We start from the raw sequence: 20,991 nt of genomic DNA, 5'->3' as shown, positions 1-20,991 counted from the left end.
AATGCGTGTCTCCGGGTGATGTGAGCGCTAACACGACATGCCGCGGAAATTCCCGCCCAACGTCCATCAACTCAACTATTCTTAACAGTGTCATCACAACCCAACGTCGTAAGGAGTAGTTGTGGCAGTAATTGAAAGCGTGTACGCGCGTCAGATTCTTGATTCCCGTGGCAACCCGACCGTCGAGGTCGTGCTGGACACCGAGGACGGCGCCCAGGGCCTGGGTCTGGTTCCCTCCGGTGCCTCCACCGGCGAGGCCGAGGCCTGGGAGCGCCGCGATGGCGACAAGGCCGTGTACCAGGGCAAGGGTGTCCTCAACGCCGTCAAGGCCGTGAACGAGGAGATCGCCCCGAAGGTCATCGGCATGGACGCCGCCGACCAGCGCGCCCTTGACGAGGTCATGATCGAGCTCGACGGCACCCCGAACAAGGGCCGCCTCGGCGCCAACGCCATCCTGGGCGTCTCGCTGGCCGCGATCTACGCCTCGGCCGAGTCCGCGGGCATGCCGCTGTACCGCTACCTCGGCGGCACCAACGGCCACATCCTGCCGGTGCCGAACATGAACATCATGAACGGTGGCGCCCACGCCGACTTCGCCACCGACATCCAGGAGTACATGATCTCCCCGTACGGCTTCGAGACCTATTCCGAGGCTCTGCGCGCCGGCGTCGAGGTCTACCACACCCTGAAGTCCGTCCTGAAGAAGCAGGGCCTGAACACCGGCCTCGGCGACGAGGGCGGCTTCGCCCCGAAGATGAAGTCCAACGAGGACTCCATCAAGTTCATCATGGACGCCATCTCCGCCGCCGGCTATGAGCCGGGCAAGCAGATCGGCATCTCGCTGGACGTGGCCTCCTCCGAGTTCTACAACAAGGAGACCGGCAAGTACCGCTTCGACGGCGAGGAGCGCGAGTCCGCCTACATGCTGGACTACTACGAGAAGCTCGTCAACGAGTACCCGATCGTCTCCATCGAGGATCCGTTCCAGGAGGAAGGCTGGGAGGACTGGGCGGCCATCACCGCTCGCCTGGGCGACCGCCTGCAGTTCGTCGGCGACGACCTGCTCGTGACCAACCCGGCCCGTCTGGCCAAGGGCATCGAGCTGGGCGCCGCGAACTCGCTGCTGGTCAAGCTCAACCAGATCGGCACCGTGACCGAGACCCTCGACGCCATCGAGCTGGCCACCAAGAACGGCTTCACCTCCATGGTGTCGCACCGTTCCGGCGAGACCCCGGACACCACCATCTCCGACCTGGCCGTCGCCAAGAACACCGGCCAGATCAAGACCGGTGCCCCGGCCCGTGGCGAGCGCATCGCCAAGTACAACCGCCTGCTCGAGATCGAGGAGGAGCTCGGCTCCACCGCTCAGTACGCCGGCTACAGCGCCTTCAAGGCCTGCAAGAAGTACATGTGATCGCTTGAGGCCCTAGGCCTGTAGCGAGCTCATAGCTTCCCGCCCGCCGCATCCGCTAAGTCGAATGCGGCGGGTATTTTCATGTCTATGACCAGAACGACCCGCACCCGCAAGCCTGTCAAGCCCAAGGCGAAAGCCGGGCATGGCAGCGCGGGGCCGATCTCGTTCTTCATCGCATTGTTCATCGTGGCGCTGGGCGCCATCCAGCTGGTCTCGACCTTCTACACCTACGCGCTGACGCTATCCGACCTCAACGGGCTGAAACGTCAGGAGGCGGCGCTCGAAACCCGCAAGCAGGATCTCGAGAACGAGATCAGGCGCTGGGACGACGAGGCCTATGTCACCGCGCAGGCCCGTGAGCGTCTGGGTTTCGTGTTCCCCGACGAACAGGCGGTGCGCGTGCTGCATCCCGAAGCCGTGACGGGGCAGACCGACACCGAACAGGGGCAGGACCGCGATGAACCGGACAACCAGTCGCTGCCATGGTATGAGGAGCTCGCCTACGCCTTCGAACAGGCGGATATGCGGGAAGGCGAATCCGTCGCGCCCGCCGCGGACTCCGGACAGGATGCCGGCGGCGCCGAAGGCGCCAACGACGCCACAGGGGAGGAATAACCAGTGAACCAGAGCGAGGAACTCGCCCGTATCGCCGTCACGCTCGTCGACCGATGCATGGAGCATCCCGCCACGCCCGAGGACATCGCCGTGGTGGAACAGCAGCTTGGCCGCTATCCGCGCGGTATGGTCGCCGTGGGCGCACGGTGCGTGTGCGGCCGTCCGTTGGCCGTCGTCACGCGGCCGCTGCTGCCCGGCGGCATCCCGTTCCCGACCACCTGTTATCTGACGGGTCCTTCGGCGGTGAAGGCGGTTTCGCATGCCGAGGCCGCGGGCGTCATGGCTGAATACAATGCGATGCTCGCCGAGGATGACGCGCTGAAGGCGGCATATGAGCGTGCCCATCGGCTGTATCTGGCGTTCCGCCATGAGCTGGCCGGTCGTCTGGGCGATAGCGAGGAGCATATCGAAGGCATCAGCGCCGGCGGCCTGCCGACCCGCGTCAAATGCCTGCACGCGCTGCTGGCGCAGACGCTGGTCATGGGGAAGGGGGCCAACCCGATCGGCGACCTGACCATGGCTCGCATCAGTGACGAGTTCAGTCCGGATGTGTGCCGGTGTACGGTGGAATGACGGATGGACGATGCGCCGTGCGGGCGCGGTGACGGAGAAGGAGGAGACCGACATGGCATCGGTGACGGTGGCCGGCATTGACTGCGGCACGAATTCGATTCGACTCAAGGTGGCGCGTGTCGACGAACACGGCATGCAGGATGTCGTGCCGCGCACGTTGCGCGTCATCCGTTTGGGGCAGGACGTGGACAAGACGCATCGTTTCGCCGACGATGCGCTGGAACGCGCCTACGCCGCCGCCGGCGAGTTCGCCGACATCCTGGCCGGGCATCCCGTGGACGGCATCCGGTTCGTGGCCACCTCGGCCACGCGCGATGCCGAGAACCGCGAACAGTTCGAAAGCGCGATGGAACGCACCCTTGGCGTACGCCCCGAGGTGATTTCGGGCACCGAGGAGGCGGACCTGAGCTTCCTGGGCGCCACCAGCGTGGTCGAACGCGATCTGGACGCGCCGTATCTGGTGGTCGATCTGGGAGGCGGATCCACGGAACTGGTCCTGGGCGGCGACGGCGTGTCGGCCCCGAAAACGCAGGTGCAGGCCGCGTTCTCGATGAACATCGGATCGGTGCGCATGACCGAACGCCACCTGCATACCGACCCGCCGACCGAAGACGAGATCGACGAGGCCATCGCCGACATCGACGAGCATATCGACGAGGCGTTCGGCATCGTGCCCGCCGGCAAGGCCCGGACCATCATCGGCGTGTCGGGTACGGTGACGACGATGACCGCATTGACGATGGGCCTGAAGGAATACGACCATCGCCTGGTGGACGGCGTGCGGGTCCCGTTCGCGGACGCGTTCGCGGTGAACGACCGGTTCCTGCGCATGACGCGCGCGGAACGCCGGGAATACAAGACCATCCATCCCGGCCGTATCGACGTGGTCGGCGGCGGCGCCCTGGTGTGGAGCCGTGTGCTGGCGCGTGTGGGCGAGGCGGCGCAAGCCGACCACGGCCGGGCGATCGATTCGTTCGTGGCCAGCGAACACGGTCTGCTGGACGGCATCGTGCTCGACTACGGCAGGCGACTTCTCGCCGCGCGCTAATCGTGGCATAATACAAGTTGGCCGGTCAACGGCCGTGCCCCCGTGGCGAAATGGTATACGCAGCCGACTTAAAATCGGCCGCTTCGGCTTGCGGGTTCGAGTCCCGCCGGGGGCACCAAGGCGGCTCCGCCCGATGCATCGGGCGGAGCCGTTGTCGTGACCGCCGGACCGTTCTGAAGGAGTGCCTGTGTTCAGCGTGCTTGACATGTTCTCGATCGGCGTGGGGCCGAGCTCATCGCATACGGTGGGGCCGATGCGCGCCGCGCATGCGTTCGTGGCCTCGTTGCGTGACTGCGGTCTGCTCGGGGGCGTGGCCCGCGTGCGTGTGACCCTGTACGGTTCGCTGTCGCTGACCGGTCTGGGGCATGGCACCGATCGCGCCGCGGTGGCCGGATTGGAGGGCAACCTCCCTGAGACCGTGGATACCGACCATCTGCTGCATATCCACGAGGAGTGCGATCGCCGGGGGATCCTGACGCTCGGCGGCACGCACGCCATCGAATTCGACTACGGGCGCGACGTGGTCTTCGACCAGTGGCGCAGGATGGCGGCTCACCCCAACGGCATGCGTTTCGAGGCCTTCGACGCCTCCGGCGACATCGTGGACGAACAGGTCTGGTATTCGATCGGCGGGGGATTCATCCAGCGCGGCAACGCGGACGACCGGTTGATCGGCAACCATGAGCATCCGTCCGCGCAAGACGGGGCGCAGTCGGACGCCGCGGACGCCGCGACCAAATCGGATGGCGCGGCCGCATCCCCCACGGATGGCGACGTGCCGTATCCGTTCGCCACATGCGACGAACTGATCGATATCTGCCGGCGCGAGGGAATGGCCATCGACCAGGTGGTGTGGGCGAACGAGACCGCCATGCGGCCCGCCGACGAGGTGCGCGGACGGCTGCTCGAGGTCTGGCGGGTCATGCGCGAGTGCGTATCCAACGGCTGTTCCAGCACCGAGGCGGTGTTGCCCGGCGGATTGGACGTGCCGCGTCGTGCGCCGAGGATGTACGCGCGGCTGGCGTCCAACGGCGACGTGCTCAAACGAGATGCGGGACGCATCGACGCCGTGCTCGAATCTTCGGACGCCGCGTGGGTGGACCTGTTCGCGCTCGCCGTCAGCGAGGAGAACGCGGGCGGGCGCCGCATCGTCACCGCGCCGACCAACGGCTCGGCCGGCATCATCCCCGCCGTGCTGCTGTACTATTGGCATTTCGTCGACGTGGCCGACGAGGACGGCGTCATCCGGTTCCTGCTGACGGCCGGTGCGGTCGGGTATCTGTTCAAGCGCAACGCCTCGATCTCCGGCGCCGAAGTCGGATGCCAGGGCGAGGTGGGCGTGGCCTGCTCGATGGCGGCGGCAGGGCTCGCGGCCGTGCTGGGCGGCACCCCGGAGCAGGTGGAGAACGCCGCCGAGATCGGCATCGAACACAATCTGGGTCTGACCTGCGATCCAGTGGGCGGATTGGTGCAGATCCCCTGCATCGAGCGCAACGCGATGGGGGCGAACACCGCCATCAATGCGGTGCGCATGGCCATGCTGGGCGACGGCTCGCATATCGTCAGCCTGGATCAGGCCATCCTGACGATGAAGCAGACAGGCGAGGACATGATGTCGAAATACAAGGAGACCTCGAAGGGAGGTCTGGCCGTGAACGTGGTGGAATGCTGAAGCCGCTGTGCTAGGCTATGAGACATTGTGTTTGCAAGGAGGTCATGATGGCAGATATGCCGCAGGTCAACGCCGAGTTCGGCGCGACGCCCGTTATCGAGTTTCCCGCCGATGAGGCGCCGAAGGGTCTGAAGGTTATGGAACTGGTCGAAGGCGACGGTCCGATGGTCCGCCGCGGAGACACCGTGACCGTGAACTATCACGGCGTGGTGTGGGGCAAGTCCGAGCCGTTCGACTCCAGCTTCGTGCGTCACCAGCCGGCCAGCTTCGGCATCGGCGTGGGGCAGGTCATCAAGGGTTGGGACCAGACCGTGCCGGGCCATAACGTCGGCTCCCGTCTGGTCGTCTCGATTCCGCCGGAGTACGGCTACGGCTCCCGTGGCGTGCCGCAGGCCGGCATCGGCGGCGGCGATACGTTGGTGTTCGTCATCGACATCATCTCAACCCGCTGACGGATAGTCGTATAAGGGCAGGCGTCGGCGTCGGCCGGCGCTTTTTCATTCGCGGGCATGCATGGCGGAACGCCATGTTCCGTACTAGACTGGGCTCCCAATGAGCCAGTGCAAGAAGGAGGCACTATGACTGAGGAAAAGACGATTCTGCTGACGCAGGAGGCGTATGACAAGCTCAAGGAGGAGCTCACCTGGCGCGAGGGGGAGTACCGCGATGAGATCACCGAGCGCATCGCGGCCGCACGCGCCGAAGGCGATCTGTCCGAGAACGGCGGCTATCAGGCCGCACGCGAGGAGCAGGGCAAGAACGAGGGTCGTATCAACGAGCTGACCGTCAAGCTGCGCAACGCCAAGATCCTGGAGGCGCCCGAGGCGGGGCTCGTGGGCAACGGCTCCATCGTCACCATCGACATGGCCGGCCGCGAGATGGTATACGTGCTGGGCTCCCGCGATATCGCCGTGGCCACCGACTATGACGTGATCAGCCCCGAATCCCCGATCGGCGCCGCCATCATGGGCGCGCACGCGGGCGACACCGTGAGCTACCAGGCGCCCAACGGCCGTGAGATCTCGGTGACGATCAAGGACGCGAAGCCGCTGAACTGACGTCCTCTCCCGGACTCTGACACATCGTGACCCTGACATATTCCTCAAAACCGCGAAATATCAACGTTTTGGGAATTGTGTCAGGGTTACTCTGCACCAGAGTCCGAAAATGGGGGAGGGGTTACTGCCAGAGGTTGACGATGACCATGTAGATCGCCACCATCTGGCACGCGTATCCGGCCACCGTGCCGCAATGGAAGATCTCATGGAACCCGAAGACGCGCGGCCAGGGGTCGGGTTTGCGCAGCGCGTACACGATTGCGCCGGCGATATAGCAGGCGCCGCCGGCCGCCAACAGGATCACCGCCGGCGGTCCGGCATAGGGGGAGATCCAGAACAGCCACATGAACGCCACGCCGGAGACGCCGAAGACGATGTAGGTGATGGTGTAGAGCCAGCGGGGCGCGCTGATCCAGACCACGTGCACGATCATCGCGATCGAGGTGCAGGCCCACATGCCGCCGATGATGGCGTTTCTCCAGAACGGTTCCAGGGCGAAGGAGACCGGGGTGTAGGTGCCGGCGATCAGCAGGAAGATGTTGAGATGGTCGATGCGGCGCAGCACGTCGGTGACGCGCGGCGACCAGTCGCCCAGATGATAGGCGGCGGAGTTGGCGAACAGCACCAGCGAGCAGACCATGAACACGGCGCACGCCCACTTGAGCTGTGCGCCCTGGGCCAGGCAGATCAACACGATGCCCGCCGCCAATGACAGGGGAGCGGCGACCAGATGAATCCAGCCGCGCATGGCGGGCTTCGGACGGCCGTGCACGTCCAGACGGATCTTGCGCGCCACTTCGGCCGGGGCGATGCCCTCGAGCTTGGCTGCATGCGCCTCGCCCTTGGCTATGGCGAGGCGGGCCTTCGTCTCGGCCTTGCGCCGGATGTTGTCCGCCTTGTTGCGCGCCTTGACGCGCACGGCTTCGGCCTTGGCCTGCAGTGCCTGCTCCCGCGCTTCCGTGATTGCCGCGCGTTTGCGCTCGATGTCCTCGTCGGTATGCCGGTTCATCTGTCCTCCCGGATTGTGGTTACGCAACCGTAACCTACGTTATCGTAGGTTATGGATATCGTCGTTTTCCGGCGCGTGCTGGGGTAATGTGGGCGTATGGCTGATTTTTCCGAGATACTCGCAAGTCGTCCCGATCTTGACGCGAACGACCGTGAATGGCTGCACCAGCTGGTGGCGGACTGGCAGGTCGTCGCCGATCTGAGCTTCGCGGACCTGCTGTTGATCGTGCAGGATGGCGAGGGCAAGTACATCATCGCCGAACAGTGCCGTCCCTCCACGGTCATGAGCCTGCGCGAGGAGGACGTGGTGGGCAAGAGCGTGGCCGAGGACCTGTACGGCGAACTCGACCTGGCGATGCGGTCGCGCTCCGTGTTCCGGTCCACGGTGCTGCGCACGGTGGGCAAATCCACGGTGTGCAACGTGTATGCGCCGGTCCATCACAACGGCAAGACGCTGGGGCTGGTGGTGCGCGAGACGAATATGGCCACTCGCGAGTCGAACGGCCGCTACGAATCCGAAAGCATCAACGCCGGCAAACAGCTGTATGAGATGATTCCCCGCGGGCAGTTCCCGTACCGTGATTCGGTGATGAACCAGCGCCACATCGCCCGCGTGTCGGACGGTTTCATCGTGCTGACCGTGGATGGGGTGGTGCGCTACGCCTCACCCAACGCGATCAGCTGCTTCCGTCGCCTGGGGTCCGTGCGGGCCATGACCGGCCAATATCTCAGCGAGATCGGCACCCAGCTGCTGCACAGGAACGATCCCGTGCCCGAGACGCTGCCCCTGGTGTTGAGTGGCAAGGCCGCCGTCGATTCCGAACTCGACGCGAACCGTTCCGCCGTGTCGATGCGTTCGCTGCCGTTGTACGACGAGAACGGGAGGACCGGCGGCATCGTGCTGTGCCGTGACGTCACCGAGCTGCGCCGCCGTGAGAAGGAGCTGCAGACCAAGGATGCGGCGATCTCCGAGATCCATCATCGCGTGAAGAACAACCTGCAGTCGGTGTCCGCGTTGCTCCGTCTTCAGGCGCGCAAGACCAAGTCGCAGGAGGTCAAGAAGGAGCTGGCGGAGGCGCAGCGCCGCGTGCAGACCATCGCGATGGTCCATGAGGGATTGAGCCAGACCGTCGACGAGATCGTCGACTTCGACAAGGTGATCTCCAACCTGCTCAAGATGAGCGTCGATCTGGCCACCATGCGCGACCAGCACATCTGCATCGATTTCATCGGCAAGTTCGGCATGATGCCGGCGCAGGACGCCACGCCGTTGTCCCTGGTGCTGACGGAGCTGATCACCAACGCCATCGAGCACGGTTTCGAAGGCCGTCGGGAGGGGCATATCACGGTGTCCGTGGGCCGCGGCGGCAACAACCTCAACGTCGTGGTCGAGGACGACGGCGTGGGGCTGGAGCACGAGGAGGACAACGGCATGGCGCGTTCCTCCGGTTCCGGATTGGGCACCCAGATCATCAACACCTTCGTCAAGAATGATTTCGGCGGCACCGTGCGTTGGGAACCGCGCCGCGAGGGTGGCACGCGCGTCATCCTGGACATGAAACTGCGCGCCGCGAAAGACGAGTCCTGACACCGCCCGCGCCCGCATTGCCGACGCGGGCGCGGGCATACGACGCAAAAAGGAGGGCCTTCCGCGGCGGCGGAAGGCCCTCCTCACGGTAAGGACCGGTCGATACGGCTCACACCTGCATCTGCATGGCCTGGGAGCGGCGCGCACGCATCGCCCGACGCTTGAGCGCCCGGCGCTCGTCCTCGCTCAGACCGCCCCACACGCCGTAATCCTGATTGGTGTCCAGCGCGCACTTGAGGCAGGCGTCGATGACCTTGCACGTACGGCACACGGCCTTGGCCTCCTCGATCTGCTGATAGGCCGCACCGGTGTTGCCGACGGGGAAGAACAGCTCGGGGTCCTTGTCTCGGCATGCGGCCTTGGCCCGCCAGTCAAAAGCACTGCTCATAATGTCCTCGCACTCCTCAATCGCATTGTCCGACGTTTCGTACCAAGCACTATTCAGATAACCACGAAATCACCGTTTTTTCAAGAGGTTTCACCATGGAAAAACGCAGGCTTGGTGAAGGTCGTCTCGGGTAGCACGCATTGCAGGATGGTGGCGCGCCCCGGCTCCAGCAACACGCCGCGTCCGGGTGTGGTCAGCTCCTCGTGCCCGAACCGGTTGAGCAGCTCCGAGGGGATCCCGCTCATCAGATCGGTGGCCCTGTCCCCGGTCGGGAAGATGAGTCTGGTGCGGAACCATTCGGGACGTCGAAGATGCTGCGCCTGTTCCAAGGCCACGACCACGGTGGTGTTGTTCCGGCGTGCCGTCAGATTCATCCGTTCCGCAAGCGGATCGCCGCAGAACGGGTCGAACAATGCATCCGCATCGTCGACCAGCCATGCCGTGTGCATGGCCGTGCGTCCGTGTGGCGAGTCCGCCGACGGTGGATGGGGGATGGGCGGCGCCAGGGACGCCGAGGCGTAGGTCTCGCCGTGGCGCAGCGACACCGTGACCAGTGTGCGCGGCCGGCGGCGCCAGAGCTCGGCCAGCATCCGCAGCGCGGTGCTTTTCCCTCGCCCCTTCCCGCCGATGATCGCGATACCGCCCGTCGCCGGCAGAGGCGTGACGTCATGGAACCGCACCCCGTCATCGGCTACGGCGAAGGGGATCTGCCGCCCGTCGCCGGCATAGTTCTCCGTGGTGATCCGCGTCGGTAACGGAGGCGTGAACAGCGGTTCCGCCGAAGCTCCCAGAAACCGTCCCGCCAAGGTGACGGCATCCACCAGCGCCGTCCCCTGCACGGGGGCGCAGCATCGGATGGGGGTGACGTCTTCGCCGTCATAGCAGTATAGGGCGCCCGGCAGGGCCGGACTGATCGAGGCCGCGGCGGGGTTCCCAATCAGCTCCGTGGATTGCAGACCGTCCCGTACGCGCAGGCAGAGGTTGAGCGCCATATTCGATTTCATGTCGGCGTGGACCTGCCCCATCGGGTGTTGCGTGCAGGCGATGACGTGCATGCCGAGCGAACGGCCGAGCGAGGCGATGTGCGTGAGCCGTTCGATGGCGTCCGGCAACTGTTGGCGGAGGGCGTGAAACTCGTCGATGACGATGACGAGGAGCGGCAGCGGCTCCTGCATCGTCGCAATCGATGCGGCGTTGGCCTGCGCCGCCAGACGCTCCCGTCGCTTCAGCTCACGTTCCAACGCGATGATCGCCCGCAGCGCGTGGGCGGTGTCCAGATCGTCGACGGCGCCGACGGTATGGGGCAGTCCCCGGAGCGGATTGAACGCGGAACCGCCTTTGAAATCGAGCAGCACGAAGTGCAACCGTTGCGGCGGATTGCGCGCCGCCAGCGCCAGACACCAGTTCTGCAGCAGCACCGATTTGCCGGAGCCGGTGGTGCCCGCCACCAGGGCGTGGGGGCCCTGCGCCACGATATCCAGTGTGGCGATGCCGCCCGGACAGGTGCCGACGGGGACACGCGTGCTCGGTTCGGAAAGCCAGCGGAACGCAATCGTTCTCCACATCAGCGGGTCCTCGTCGAGCCCCAGCACGGCTGTCATGGACAGTTCCGGCAGCGCCGCGAAATCATCCGCCGTGCGGTGGCCGGGGTCCGCGGCCTGCCGGTGTTCCGGGGGAGGTGCGGCTCGTCCCCGCGCGATCATCGCCAACAGGGAGGCCAGGCAGCCCGCCAATCCGGGAACGATCATCAGCACGAACATCCAGCGCCGTTCGGCGGCCATGGCGGCCAACAGCACCAGCTGCGCGACGGCGGGCGTCACGGCCGCGAGCAAGGTCAGGCCACGGGCCCAATCCCGTCCGGGTTGGCGACGTGCGCGTGCATGATGCGATATCCCCTTCATGGGTCCAGTGTGGGGACGCCAAGGCTCCGTGGTCAAGCGGGGAACGGGGATGTGGTCGAAGGGTTGGCGATGGCGTGTCGATGGCGTGTCGTGCGCGTCACTGGCTTTCGGCCAGCGTGCCGACGGTGCCCGGGGCATGCGATCCGTCAGCCAGCTGCGAGAACAGGTCCAGGTTGCGCTGGTCGTCGAGCAGCACGCTCGAGCCCACGCCGTCGACGTAATAGCCCGGGTCGATCCAGTACACCGATCCGGTGACGCCGTTCTCGCCGGTGGCGTCACGGAACGCCAGCGCCATCGTCAGCAGCGTGTAGGGATTCGTGCTCTCATCCACGGTGACGGCGTTCAGCGTCGTATCCGCCACGGACATGATGGTTCCGGGGTTGGAAAGCGTCTCGGACGACAATCCCTTCTTCATGATGGCGCCGATGACCTGCCGTTGGCGTTCGCCTCGCCCGAAGTCGCCGTTGACATCCGCGTAGCGCATGCGGGAGAACGCCAAGGCGGTGGTGCCGTCGGCCATATGGCAGCCGGCCTGCCATTCCAATCCGGAGTAGGGGTCGCTGACGTCGTTGTCATAGCACAGCTCGATGCCGCCCAAGGCGTCCACCACCGCCGTCAAGCCGTTGAACTTGATCTGGGCGACGTGGTCGATCTTCTGCCCGGTGATCTGCTCGACGGCGGACACCATGGTGCGGTTGTCGTACAGTTCGCCGACGGCGTTGATCTTCATGGAGTAGCCCTCCACGGACACCAGAGAATCGCGGGGGATCGAGATCAGCGAGCTGGCCCCCTGCTCGGGCTTGGTCAGCACCAGTATGGTGTCGGAACGGGAGCCGGTGATGTCGCTGTCGCCGCCCTCACGTTCGTCGGAACCCAGCACCAGCCAGGTGGAGGCGGGGGTGTCGGCGCGGTCGGTCAGCCACGGCGCCTTGACGAGTTTGCCGTCGATCCAGTTCCAGACGCCGAAGGTCCCCAATGCCGCAAGCAGTACGATCGACAGCAGCACGGCGATGATGATGCGCCCGATATGGCGACGTTTCGGCGTTCGGACGGCGGCGCCCGCAGCGGTGCCGTTGGCGAACGGGACGGTGCCGGCACGCGGCATGGCCGAGCGGGTGTCGTACGGCGCGACGGGAGTCGTTCCCGGGGTTACGGGACGCTGTGCCGGGGCGGTGCGCGACGAACCGGAGGTGCGTCGGATGGGGCGTTGCGCCGGCTGGAAACTCTGCGGGATGTCCTGCGCGGCCTGTCCGCTTTTGCGGGCGGGGGTCGCGACGGGGGATTCCGCGGCGTTGACCGCGGATGCGGATGACGCTGCGGACGGCGTCGTCGAACGACGTCGCGCCGCGGGGATGAAGCTGGGAGGGACCGTGGACTGTTGCGGTGCGGACTGCTGTGCCGCAGACTGCTGCTGTGCGGACTGCGGGGAGACGGCCTGCGCCGGGATGCCCGCAGGGTTGTCGGACGCCGCGTTCATCGGATTGTTCGCCGTGCGGGAGGTGCGGCGTTGCCGCTTGCCCGACGGGACGAAACTCGGCGGGACGCCCTGCGAGCCCATGTCTTCCGGTTCAGCGGCCATACTTCCTCCAATGCTCGGTCTCCAGTCGTTTTTACACGGTAGGGGGCCTTTCGCGTGAACCGGTGAGCAATCCTCTGCAGGAACGGCACATTATCGTGCCGTTCCTGCAGGGCGGCGTCATACGATCATGAGGTGACGCCGCATACGGTGAACATCAGGTAGCGGTCGGCCACGCCGATGTACTGTCCGGTGACCGGGTCGACGATGGAACCGTCCTGCGGGTCGACGGTGCCGCCGGTCACCGGATCGATGAGCGTCTCCTGCAAGGTGACGGGATCGGTCACGGTGATCAGCCCGGTGTTCGGATCGGGATCGGGCAGCGGTTCCGTGGCCGTCGTGCCGTCGGCGGATGCGGAACCGTCGGTGCCGTCAAGAGTGTCGCCGGATATGGTCTGGTCCGTCGTTCCGGTCGGATCCTGCGTCTCGGCGCCGTTCTCGGCGTTCTCGTCGGCATCCGCATCCGTGGCGTTCAGCGGCTGCCCGTTGCGCAGCTTCTGCCAGACCTCGTCGGCGTCGGACGCCCACACGACGCGTGCCGCCGGATTCTGGGGGTCGGTCGTCACCGGCACCGTCTGGGCGAACAGGTTGGAGGAATCCAGATCCTTCAGGCTCATGGCCAGGCCGGCGAGGGTCGCCGCGTCGGCAAGGCCGGCGCTCAGATTCAGCGAGTCGATGGCCGAGCGTGCGAGCTGGTACAGCTGTGCGGTGTCGGTGAACAGGTTCTTGCTGAGCGCCTCGTTGAGCAACGCCTTGATGAGGTATTGCTGCCGGGTGGTGCGCATCACGTCGGAGCCGTCGGTGTTGGTGCCGTGGCGCATGCGGGCGTACTGGGTGGCCTGAACGCCGTCGAGATGCTGCATGCCGCGCTGGAGATTGAGCCCGGTGTAGGTGTCCTGCACGTCGAGGGGGATGCAGATGTCCACGCCTCCCAACGCGTCGATCATGCTGCTGAGCCCTTGGAAGTCCACCACCACGGCTTCCTGGATGTCCAGTCCGGTGAGCGCGTTGACCGCGTTGATCGTGCAGCCGGCGGCCGATGCCAGATCGCCGCCGTAGGCGTAGGCGGTGGCGAAGATCGAATTGAACTGGACGTAGTATTGCGCGGGGATCGTGCCGCCCGTGGTCGTGCAGCTGGGGACGTCGACCATCGAGTCGCGCGGGATGGACACCAGATTGATGTACGAGCGGTCGGCGGCGATCTGCGCGACAATCGTGGTGTCCGCGTTATGGATGTTCGCGGTGGAGGCGTCGCTGGAGGCGAGCGACGCGTTGTCGCCCTCGCGCGTGTCCTGTCCCATGATGAGGATATTGACGGTCTGCCCGGCGTTGGGGTCGATCAGGCTCTCCTCCTGCCGGTCTCCGGAGGCCTGGGGCAGGAGCGAGAAGGAGCGTTGGTCGATCGCATGGTTGATGTCGATGAGGGTGGCTGCGGCCGCGGTCCCGATGAACACCAGCGCGGCCAGCACCATGCAGACCAGCGTCGTCCTGACGGCATGCGCGACGCGGTATGCTGTGCCGTGCCGAGGCCGGACGCGTGTGCCGGCGATGTTCGGTGTCCTGCGCTTGACTCTGCGGTGTGATGCCACGTTGTCGCCTTCCTGTCGGTCCGTGCGTCGAAGTCACACGGAGAACGAACGGGATAGATTGTAAGCCATCTTCTTGAGAAATACCCTGAAACGGTACCATACCGCGCAATATCCCCTCGGAATGCGGTCCGCCGCCGGCGTGCGGAAGGGCAATATAGCATATTGTCCCCGAAAGGTGCGGTATTGACACGGGGTTTGATTTGACAAACCGCAAGTGACATGTGTGTAATTTAAAAGGTTGAATTCTCTGACGGCCGAGGCAAGGAGGGCATCATGTGGGGTGTCATGGATGAATCCGCCGACGAGCCGCTATCCGAGTTGTGGGGGCTGTTCCATCCGACGGACGACGTGTCCTGGCAGCACAAGGCGTTGTGCTCGCAGACCGATCCGGAGGCGTTCTTCCCCGAAAAGGGCGGGTCCACGCGTGACGCCAAGCGCGTGTGCGCGCAGTGCGAGGTGCGTGCGCAATGTCTGGAATGGGCCATCGAGCATGATGAGCGGTTCGGCATCTGGGGCGGCATGAGCGAGCGCGAACGTCGCCGTTACAAGAAGGAACGTCGCGGATGGGCGTAACGCGCGGGTGGCCGTTGCGTACACTGGTGCTATGACTTCCACGGGCAATAGCGACATTCAGCACATCCTGGCCGAACAGGCGGCCGCCATGCCGTTGGGGGAGCGGGTCATCGACCATTCGGTGGCGGCCGTCATCACGGTGGAGGAGGACCTGCGGTTCTTCGGCGACACGGTGTCGGCCGTATTAGGGCAGAGCGTCCTTCCCGGCACGGTTGTGGTGGCCGACTGCACCGGTCGGACCGGGCAGCCCGTGCACTCCGAGATCACGGTGCCACAGGGGGATGCGCGGGGGACGGTGGGCATCCAGATCGTGCGCGCGGCCGGCGCCCGGTCGTTCTTCGACGCCGTCACCAAGGGGATGAAATACGCGCGGCTGGAACGTTCCGTCACCGCGCTGTGGACGTTGCATGACGATTCCCGGCCGGCTCCCACCTGCCTGGAGGCGTTGCTGGAGGCCCGGCGCAACACGCCCACCGCCTCGCTGCTGGGGTCCAAGCAGCTGGATTGGAGCGGCCGGAACCTGCACAACGTCGGCTCATACGCCGGCAAGCATCATCTTGAATCCCTGGTGGTGGACGGCGAGCCGGATCAGGAACAGTATGACGGGCGTCGGGACGTGTTCGCGGTGTCGCTGGCGGGCGCGCTGGTGCCGTTGCACACGATTCGCACGTTCGGCGGCACCGATCCGTGGTTCGGCAGCTTCGCCGAGGCGGACGACCTGTGCCGGCGCATCTGTTTGGGAGGCGGCCGCGTCGTCGTGGTGCCGACCGCGGAGGTGGCGCACCGTCGTGCACGGTTCGAAGGCATCCGCACCCATGACGGCGAGCCGTTGGAGGACGACGACGCCGCGAACACCGCATTGGGGGCGCTGGATGCGCAACAGCGGTTCTACTACACCGACGTGCGGATGCTGTGGTGGCCGCTCCTGTGGCTATGGAGACTGATACGCTCGGTGGTCATGGCCGTCGTCAGGCTGTCCCGGAAGCAGCCGTATGAGGCGTTATGTGAACTGGCGCTGCCGTGGCGAGCCCTCGCTTCGGTGTCGCCGGCGGTGAAGGCCCGTCGGCGCGTGGTGCGGCAGGGCAAGGTGCCGTTGAGCCGTCTGGGCGTATTGACCGCGAACAGGCAGCAGATCGCCCAATGGCACGACCGCAGCCAGGCGTTCCACGATCAGCGCGACACCGTGGTGCTCAATCCGTTGGCCAGGGCGCATCTGCTGCGTCGCACCATCTGCCGGTGGACGATTGTGCTGTGCGCGGCTCTGCTGGCGTTGGGCATGGTGGTGGGAATGCACTGGTCCGTGTTCCGCGCCGCATTCGGCGGCGCCTCGATGACCTCCCCGCTGTGGGCTTCGACCAGCGCCGGCTTCTCCGAACTGGTCGAATCGGCCACATCGTCCTGGGCGTTCGGCGCCGGCACGGGCACGCCGGCACCGGCCACCCCGTGGCTGCTGGTGCTGATGGCGGCGTCGGTGTGCACCGGCGGTCATGTCGCCGCGGCCACGGCGCTGATGCTGTTCGCTGCCGCTCCGCTGAGCGTGTTGTCGTTCTGGGCCCTGGCGGGCGTCTTCACCCGTTCCGATGCCGTGCGCATCACCTCGTCGCTGCTGTGGTTCGCCCTTTCGCTGGCCATGGGCCTGTATGCCTCATGCAATCTGTCCATGCTCACGGTGATGGTCTTCCTGCCCGCGGCGTTCGCATTCGCGTTCCGTGCCGTGGGCATGTACCGGACCGAGGACCCGGTGCGTCCCCATGCCTCGGTGCAATCCGCCGCCGCCTCGGCCCTGTGCTTCATTCCGGTGCTGGCCTCCGAACCGCAGCTCCTGCTGCCGTTGGTGGTCGCGTTCCTGACCTTCGTGATCTTCGTCCGCGGGCATCGGGCCACGCTGCTGCTCATCCCGCTGCCCGCCGCGATTGTGCTGGCGCCGACGCTGCTCAACGTCATCCGTCGTTTCCCCGATGGCGCGTGGCGTCAGCTGTTCGGTGACATCGCCACATCGAGCGGGTCGGCCGCCGGCGATCCCGGGTCGTTGTCGCTGCTCGGGGTGTTGGGCCGGGCGTTCGGCATGGGCGATGTCCTGCGTCTCGGTGCGCTCTCGCCGCTCGGTCTGGCGGCGCTCTGCGTCTGCGCGGTCCTGGCGGTGCTCGCCGTCGTCTCCTTGGCGCTGCCGTTCGCGCTGCGGGCCTCCCGGATGATGTGGGTGGTGATGGTGACGGGAACCGTCACGGCGCTGGTCTCTTCCCGCATCGCCGTGTCGCCGCGGACCGACGGCGCCGTCGCGGGCACGGTGCTGCCCGGCGTGGCCATGGGTGTGCTCGGCCTGCTGTCCTGCGCCTGCATTGTGGCCGGCATGGCCGTCAAGCGGTTCGCCCCGTTGCGCGAAGGCGATCCGATGGGTGCCCGGGCGAAGGCCGTCGTCGTCGGCCGGGCCGCACTGGCCGCGGTCCTGGCTCTGGGCGTGTGCGCATGGTCAGGTTATGGCATCACGCGGCATGATGATGAGCGGCTCGCCGCGTCGGGCGAAGGTCTGCCGATGGTGGCCGTGGACTATCTGGAACAGGACCCGGCCCACCGCATCCTCGCGCTCAGCGCCCGTTCCGACAGGCATGTCATGTACGCATCGATGCGTACCGGCAGCGGGGATCTCATCGACGTCTCCGTGCCATGGCAGGCGCAGCGGGTTTCCGGCATCCACAACGAGTCGGACGACCTGTTGGCCTCCGCCGCGGCGCGCCTGCTCGTCGGTGCCGACGCGCAGGCGATCTCCGACATCGCGTCGCTGGGCTTCGGCGGCATCTACGTATCCGCCGACACCGCCGGCAGCGAACGTGCAAGCGAACGCCTGACTGCCAATATCATGTCGTCCGGCGGCGTGCAGTCCGTGGCGGGCGACGATGCGGGCACCTACTTCCGCCTCACGCTGATCGACCCGCTGACGCAAGGCATCGATATGACGCACCAGCATGAGATCCAGTCGAGCGTGTGGCGGCGGATCTGGCTGTGGTGCATGGCCGTGGTCATCGTGCTGTATTGCGTGGTGGCCTGGCCCAGGGCACATCGTTACGATTGGGAGGAAGCATGAGCGACACGCGTCGTCCGAGCCGTACCGGAAAGGCCATGATTGCGGGGAAGGCGGCATTCGCCGCGGTGTCGGCCGCCGCGCTCATCGGCGTGATGGCCGTGGCGGGGGTGTGCCGGCCCTGGTCGTCGCTGGTGGATGATGCCGGGGCGGGGGCGTCCACCTCATCCTTCAGTGTGAGCACCGAGCAGATCGAACAGTATTGCGCCGGCCGCATGGCGCTTGCCGACATGAACACCTATGGCGACAGCGAATTCCAGACTTCGGCCGGCGACATCGCGTCCTCCGCGCGATATGCGGCGTTCGGCTCGGTGTATCTGGCGCAGGTGGAGCCGAACGTCCAGGATGCGGACGTCACGCCGGAACAGCTGGACGAGGCCCCCGGCGACGACGGCGTGATGACGTTGGACGGCGTCGTCGATGACGGGCCGCGTCTGTTCGACGCGGGGTTGACCGAGTCCGAGGATGGCACCGGGGCCTCCGGATCCACCGCATCCTGGGCCACGGAAGGCGACCTGCGCGGATTGTCGGCGGCAAGCTGCGTGGTGCCGTCCCTGAACCAATCGTTCCTGCTGCCCGCCACGCGCAGCGGCGTCACCCAGGAACTGATCGTGGCCAACTCATCCGATATCGCCACCGCGGTGACGCTGCAGGTCTGGGGCTCCTCCGACGGCGAACCGGTGTCGCTGACGACGGGCAACACCCTGACCGTGGAGGCGCATGGGGAGAATTCCGTGGATCTCGCCGCGGGCGCCTCGGGCCACGACGGTCTGTTCGTGACGTTGGACAGCGACGATACGCCGGTATCCGCCGTGGTGCGGATCGTGGCCATGGACGGTCTGGACCCCGCCGGTTCGGACTACGCCTTGCCGATAGGTGCGGCCGAGCGTCGGCTGACGCTCCCATCGGTGAATGCAGGGGACGAGGTACGCCTTCTGGTGCGTCCCGAGCGGGATTCGGACGTGACGGTCTCCTGGATCACGACGCGCGGCACCACGCAGGCCGTCGAGCAATCGGTCGAAGCCGGCAAGGTCACGTCGCTCGATCTGGGGGAGGCACCCGACCGCGTGGTGGGCGTCCGCGTCGATTCCGAGGCGCCGGCCCATGCCTCCGCCTATGTGCGGCGCACGGGGGACGGCGGCCAGTCCGACTTCATGATGGTCAACCCCGGTACGCCCGCCGCATCCGCGGCCGTGGTGCTGCCTTCCGGCATCGACGGCGAACTGACGCTGCACAACACCGGGGAACAGACGGCGGAGGCGACGATCCACGCCTATGCGGCGGATGGAGAGCATCTGGCGGATCGGGATATGACGTTGGACGCCGGAGCATCCGCCAGGGTGCCGATGGACGATCTGGACGGGGACGCCGCCATCGCGGTGCTCGACGATCCGCATCAGACCATCGTCTGGGGCGCACGCGTCACCAACGGGGATGTGGAGGATGCGGGGCTCGCCGGCGTGGCCAACCTGCCATCCACCGCGTTGACGCCGTTGCGGGCGACGGTGCTGTCGGAACCAAGCCGTGCGGTCGTGCGCTGACCGTGCGCTCGTCGGGCGGTCTACAGTCCCCAGTCCGGGTCGATCTCCTCGGGTCGCCGGCCGTACAATTCGCCGATGCGTCCCACCAGTTCGTCGCGGATGATCAGCTGCATATCCAGTTTGCTGCGCGAGCGTGACTGGATGGGCATGCGATAGAGCACCACACGGGCCGGCACGCCGTGGCCCGCGGCGAAGCACTGCGACGAACAGCTGCGGCGCGGCTCCCACGGGGCGGGTTCCGAGGGCGGCACATCCTCGACGGCGAACTGCAACGGGCCGATCAGCTCCGGCCAGGCACCGTTGAGCCGCCGGATTTGGGCGGCGACCATGTCGTCGAACATGCCGCTTCTGGTCCGGTAGCGGGGCATGCGCACCCCGAACATCGGCGTGCGAATGCCCCGGCCATGGCGGTTGCGGTATACGGGGGTCTCCCAAGGCGGTTGGAACATACCCTTCACCTTATGCCAAGACGCGGCCATTGCGCTACGATACTGAACTATACAGGTGAGGAAAGGAGGCGGCGTGGCCCCTGTTGCGGTTCCCTCATGGCGCGATGTGGATGTGGACGCCGTGTGCGCGTCGGTACGGGCGGTGGCGTTCGATCTGGACAACACGTTGGCGCGTTCCCGCAAACCGATGAAGCCCGCCATGGCGGAGCGGTTCTCCGCGTTGACGCGGCTGCTGCCGGTGGCGGTCATCACCGGCGGACGGTACGGGCTGGTGGTCAGCCAGGTGCTGGATATGTTGGGGGACGACGCCGACCGGACGAACCTGCATCTGATGCCCACCAGCGGCACCCGGTACTACCGTTGGGGCGGCGATCGCTGGGATCTCGCATACAGTCATGACATCGACGACCAATCCAAGCGGGCCATCGTCGCCTCATTGGAACGTCGTGCCCGGGAATTGGGGCTGTGGGAGGACCAGGCGTGGGGTCCGCGCATCGACGACCGGGGCAGCCAGATCACCTTCTCCGCGCTGGGGCAGCAGGCGCCCGTCGAGGTGCGCGAACGGTGGGATCCGGATAACGCCAAGAAGAACGTGCTGGCGGACGCCGTGGCGCGTGACCTGCCCGAGCTGCAGGTCCGGGCGGCGGGCACGACGAGCATCGACGTCTCCCTGCGCGGGTACGACAAGGCGTTCGCCGTGCGCGAACTGGCCGGGGCCTTGGGCATCGAGGTTGGTGCGATCCTGTTCGTGGGCGACCGCATGACCCCGGACGGCAACGACTATCCGGCGGCGGCGGCGGGGGCCCTGGCGGTGCGCGTCGAGGGGCCGGAGGATACGGTCAGGCTGTGCGACGCCCTGATCGGGGCGTTGTCCCGGTCCTGCTGACACGCCGGTTTGCCGTTTGCTCGGTGCCGTGAT

The 20,991-nt window shown here is 66.2% G+C and carries 17 protein-coding genes, 1 tRNA gene and 2 pseudogenes; 14 read left to right on the top strand and 6 right to left on the bottom strand.

Annotation, left to right across the window (positions count from 1 at the left end; genetic code table 11):
* The first annotated feature begins 121 nt into the window (after window positions 1-121).
* The 9 genes and pseudogenes from eno to OU11_RS01550 all read left to right on the top strand — a co-directional run bounded on the left by eno (window position 122) and on the right by OU11_RS01550 (window position 6,380).
* Window positions 122-1,414 (top strand): phosphopyruvate hydratase, encoded by a 1,293-nt coding sequence (eno, locus tag OU11_RS01585; RefSeq protein WP_033514109.1) that lies wholly within the window; start codon window positions 122-124, stop codon window positions 1,412-1,414.
* An 87-nt stretch (window positions 1,415-1,501) separates the two neighbouring features.
* The gene (locus OU11_RS01580) at window positions 1,502-2,029 is read left to right on the top strand and encodes an FtsB family cell division protein (protein WP_052122541.1); all 528 of its coding nucleotides are present in this window, start codon (window positions 1,502-1,504) and stop codon (window positions 2,027-2,029) included.
* Window positions 2,030-2,086: 57 nt separating this feature from the next.
* Window positions 2,087-2,602 (top strand): DUF501 domain-containing protein, encoded by a 516-nt coding sequence (locus OU11_RS01575; RefSeq protein ID WP_052122560.1) that lies wholly within the window; start codon window positions 2,087-2,089, stop codon window positions 2,600-2,602.
* 52 nt (window positions 2,603-2,654) lie between these two features.
* On the top strand, window positions 2,655-3,650 hold the full coding sequence (locus tag OU11_RS01570; RefSeq protein WP_033514258.1) for a Ppx/GppA phosphatase family protein: 996 nt from the start codon (window positions 2,655-2,657) through the stop codon (window positions 3,648-3,650).
* Window positions 3,651-3,686: 36 nt separating this feature from the next.
* Window positions 3,687-3,768, top strand: a tRNA-Leu gene (locus tag OU11_RS01565).
* 69 nt (window positions 3,769-3,837) lie between these two features.
* Window positions 3,838-4,341, top strand: a pseudogene (locus tag OU11_RS09560) (serine dehydratase beta chain); the annotation flags it as partial.
* A 75-nt stretch (window positions 4,342-4,416) separates the two neighbouring features.
* A pseudogene (locus OU11_RS09555) lies at window positions 4,417-5,322 on the top strand (L-serine ammonia-lyase); the annotation flags it as partial.
* Between the two features lie 44 nt (window positions 5,323-5,366).
* Entirely contained in the window at window positions 5,367-5,774 is a 408-nt protein-coding gene (locus OU11_RS01555) for an FKBP-type peptidyl-prolyl cis-trans isomerase (protein WP_033514107.1), read from the top strand.
* A 126-nt stretch (window positions 5,775-5,900) separates the two neighbouring features.
* Window positions 5,901-6,380: a GreA/GreB family elongation factor gene (locus tag OU11_RS01550; protein ID WP_033514106.1), complete on the top strand. Its 480-nt coding sequence runs from the start codon at window positions 5,901-5,903 to the stop codon at window positions 6,378-6,380.
* A 121-nt stretch (window positions 6,381-6,501) separates the two neighbouring features.
* Here OU11_RS01550 and trhA read toward each other — a convergent pair whose 3' ends face one another.
* On the bottom strand, window positions 6,502-7,389 hold the full coding sequence (gene trhA / locus OU11_RS01545; RefSeq protein WP_033514105.1) for a PAQR family membrane homeostasis protein TrhA: 888 nt from the start codon (window positions 7,387-7,389) through the stop codon (window positions 6,502-6,504).
* A gap of 96 nt (window positions 7,390-7,485) precedes the next feature.
* Between trhA and OU11_RS01540 the strand changes: the two genes are divergently transcribed.
* Window positions 7,486-8,976, top strand: coding sequence for a sensor histidine kinase (locus OU11_RS01540; RefSeq protein ID WP_033514104.1), 1,491 nt, complete (start codon window positions 7,486-7,488; stop codon window positions 8,974-8,976).
* 109 nt (window positions 8,977-9,085) lie between these two features.
* On the opposite strand, the gene OU11_RS01535 is transcribed toward OU11_RS01540, so the two are convergent.
* The 4 genes from OU11_RS01535 to OU11_RS01520 form a co-directional block, all read right to left on the bottom strand.
* The gene (locus tag OU11_RS01535) at window positions 9,086-9,364 is read right to left on the bottom strand and encodes a WhiB family transcriptional regulator (RefSeq protein ID WP_003809589.1); all 279 of its coding nucleotides are present in this window, start codon (window positions 9,362-9,364) and stop codon (window positions 9,086-9,088) included.
* A gap of 80 nt (window positions 9,365-9,444) precedes the next feature.
* Window positions 9,445-11,265 carry an FtsK/SpoIIIE domain-containing protein gene (locus tag OU11_RS01530; protein WP_152597030.1) on the bottom strand — a complete coding sequence of 607 codons (1,821 nt, stop codon included), beginning with the start codon at window positions 11,263-11,265 and terminating at the stop codon, window positions 9,445-9,447.
* 97 nt (window positions 11,266-11,362) lie between these two features.
* Window positions 11,363-12,844 (bottom strand): LCP family protein, encoded by a 1,482-nt coding sequence (locus OU11_RS01525; protein ID WP_033514103.1) that lies wholly within the window; start codon window positions 12,842-12,844, stop codon window positions 11,363-11,365.
* 125 nt (window positions 12,845-12,969) lie between these two features.
* A complete protein-coding gene (locus OU11_RS01520) occupies window positions 12,970-14,430 on the bottom strand; it encodes an LCP family protein (protein WP_033514102.1) in 1,461 nt (486 codons plus the stop codon).
* A gap of 273 nt (window positions 14,431-14,703) precedes the next feature.
* On the opposite strand from OU11_RS01520, the gene OU11_RS01515 reads away from it, so the two are divergent.
* The 3 genes from OU11_RS01515 to OU11_RS01505 are packed head-to-tail and all read left to right on the top strand — an operon-like array spanning window position 14,704 to window position 19,623.
* The gene (locus OU11_RS01515; protein WP_033514101.1) at window positions 14,704-15,003 is read left to right on the top strand and encodes a WhiB family transcriptional regulator; all 300 of its coding nucleotides are present in this window, start codon (window positions 14,704-14,706) and stop codon (window positions 15,001-15,003) included.
* A 31-nt stretch (window positions 15,004-15,034) separates the two neighbouring features.
* Window positions 15,035-18,085 (top strand): glycosyltransferase family 2 protein, encoded by a 3,051-nt coding sequence (locus OU11_RS01510; protein WP_033514100.1) that lies wholly within the window; start codon window positions 15,035-15,037, stop codon window positions 18,083-18,085.
* Entirely contained in the window at window positions 18,082-19,623 is a 1,542-nt protein-coding gene (locus OU11_RS01505) for a DUF5719 family protein (RefSeq protein ID WP_052122538.1), read from the top strand. Before OU11_RS01510 ends, OU11_RS01505 begins: the two co-directional genes overlap by 4 nt.
* Window positions 19,624-19,643: 20 nt before the next feature.
* On the opposite strand, the gene OU11_RS01500 is transcribed toward OU11_RS01505, so the two are convergent.
* Window positions 19,644-20,072, bottom strand: a complete 429-nt coding sequence (locus tag OU11_RS01500; RefSeq protein WP_033514099.1) for a metallopeptidase family protein — start codon at window positions 20,070-20,072, stop codon at window positions 19,644-19,646.
* Between the two features lie 73 nt (window positions 20,073-20,145).
* Between OU11_RS01500 and OU11_RS01495 the strand changes: the two genes are divergently transcribed.
* On the top strand, window positions 20,146-20,958 hold the full coding sequence (locus OU11_RS01495; RefSeq protein WP_033514098.1) for an HAD-IIB family hydrolase: 813 nt from the start codon (window positions 20,146-20,148) through the stop codon (window positions 20,956-20,958).
* Window positions 20,959-20,991: the final 33 nt, after the last annotated feature.

The organism is Bifidobacterium pullorum DSM 20433 (genome assembly GCF_000771405.1).
Taxonomy (GTDB): domain Bacteria; phylum Actinomycetota; class Actinomycetes; order Actinomycetales; family Bifidobacteriaceae; genus Bifidobacterium; species Bifidobacterium pullorum.
Note: the sequence above shows the minus strand (reverse complement) of the source record. Positions and strands in the feature narration are given on the sequence as shown.

Bases quoted from the DNA above. Each gene is read 5' to 3' on its own strand.
- OU11_RS01575 (WP_052122560.1), top strand. From the start codon at position 2,087: ATGGAGCATCCCGCCACGCCCGAGGACATCGCCGTGGTGGAACAGCAG.
- OU11_RS01525 (WP_033514103.1), bottom strand. From the start codon at position 12,844: ATGGCCGCTGAACCGGAAGACATGGGCTCGCAGGGCGTCCCGCCGAGT.
- OU11_RS01555 (WP_033514107.1), top strand. From the start codon at position 5,367: ATGATGGCAGATATGCCGCAGGTCAACGCCGAGTTCGGCGCGACGCCC.
- OU11_RS01535 (WP_003809589.1), bottom strand. From the start codon at position 9,364: ATGAGCAGTGCTTTTGACTGGCGGGCCAAGGCCGCATGCCGAGACAAG.
- OU11_RS01570 (WP_033514258.1), top strand. From the start codon at position 2,655: ATGGCATCGGTGACGGTGGCCGGCATTGACTGCGGCACGAATTCGATT.
- OU11_RS01500 (WP_033514099.1), bottom strand. From the start codon at position 20,072: ATGTTCCAACCGCCTTGGGAGACCCCCGTATACCGCAACCGCCATGGC.
- trhA (WP_033514105.1), bottom strand. From the start codon at position 7,389: ATGAACCGGCATACCGACGAGGACATCGAGCGCAAACGCGCGGCAATC.
- OU11_RS01515 (WP_033514101.1), top strand. From the start codon at position 14,704: ATGTGGGGTGTCATGGATGAATCCGCCGACGAGCCGCTATCCGAGTTG.
- OU11_RS01540 (WP_033514104.1), top strand. From the start codon at position 7,486: ATGGCTGATTTTTCCGAGATACTCGCAAGTCGTCCCGATCTTGACGCG.
- OU11_RS01580 (WP_052122541.1), top strand. From the start codon at position 1,502: ATGACCAGAACGACCCGCACCCGCAAGCCTGTCAAGCCCAAGGCGAAA.
- OU11_RS01550 (WP_033514106.1), top strand. From the start codon at position 5,901: ATGACTGAGGAAAAGACGATTCTGCTGACGCAGGAGGCGTATGACAAG.
- OU11_RS01505 (WP_052122538.1), top strand. From the start codon at position 18,082: ATGAGCGACACGCGTCGTCCGAGCCGTACCGGAAAGGCCATGATTGCG.
- OU11_RS01510 (WP_033514100.1), top strand. From the start codon at position 15,035: ATGACTTCCACGGGCAATAGCGACATTCAGCACATCCTGGCCGAACAG.
- OU11_RS01530 (WP_152597030.1), bottom strand. From the start codon at position 11,265: ATGAAGGGGATATCGCATCATGCACGCGCACGTCGCCAACCCGGACGG.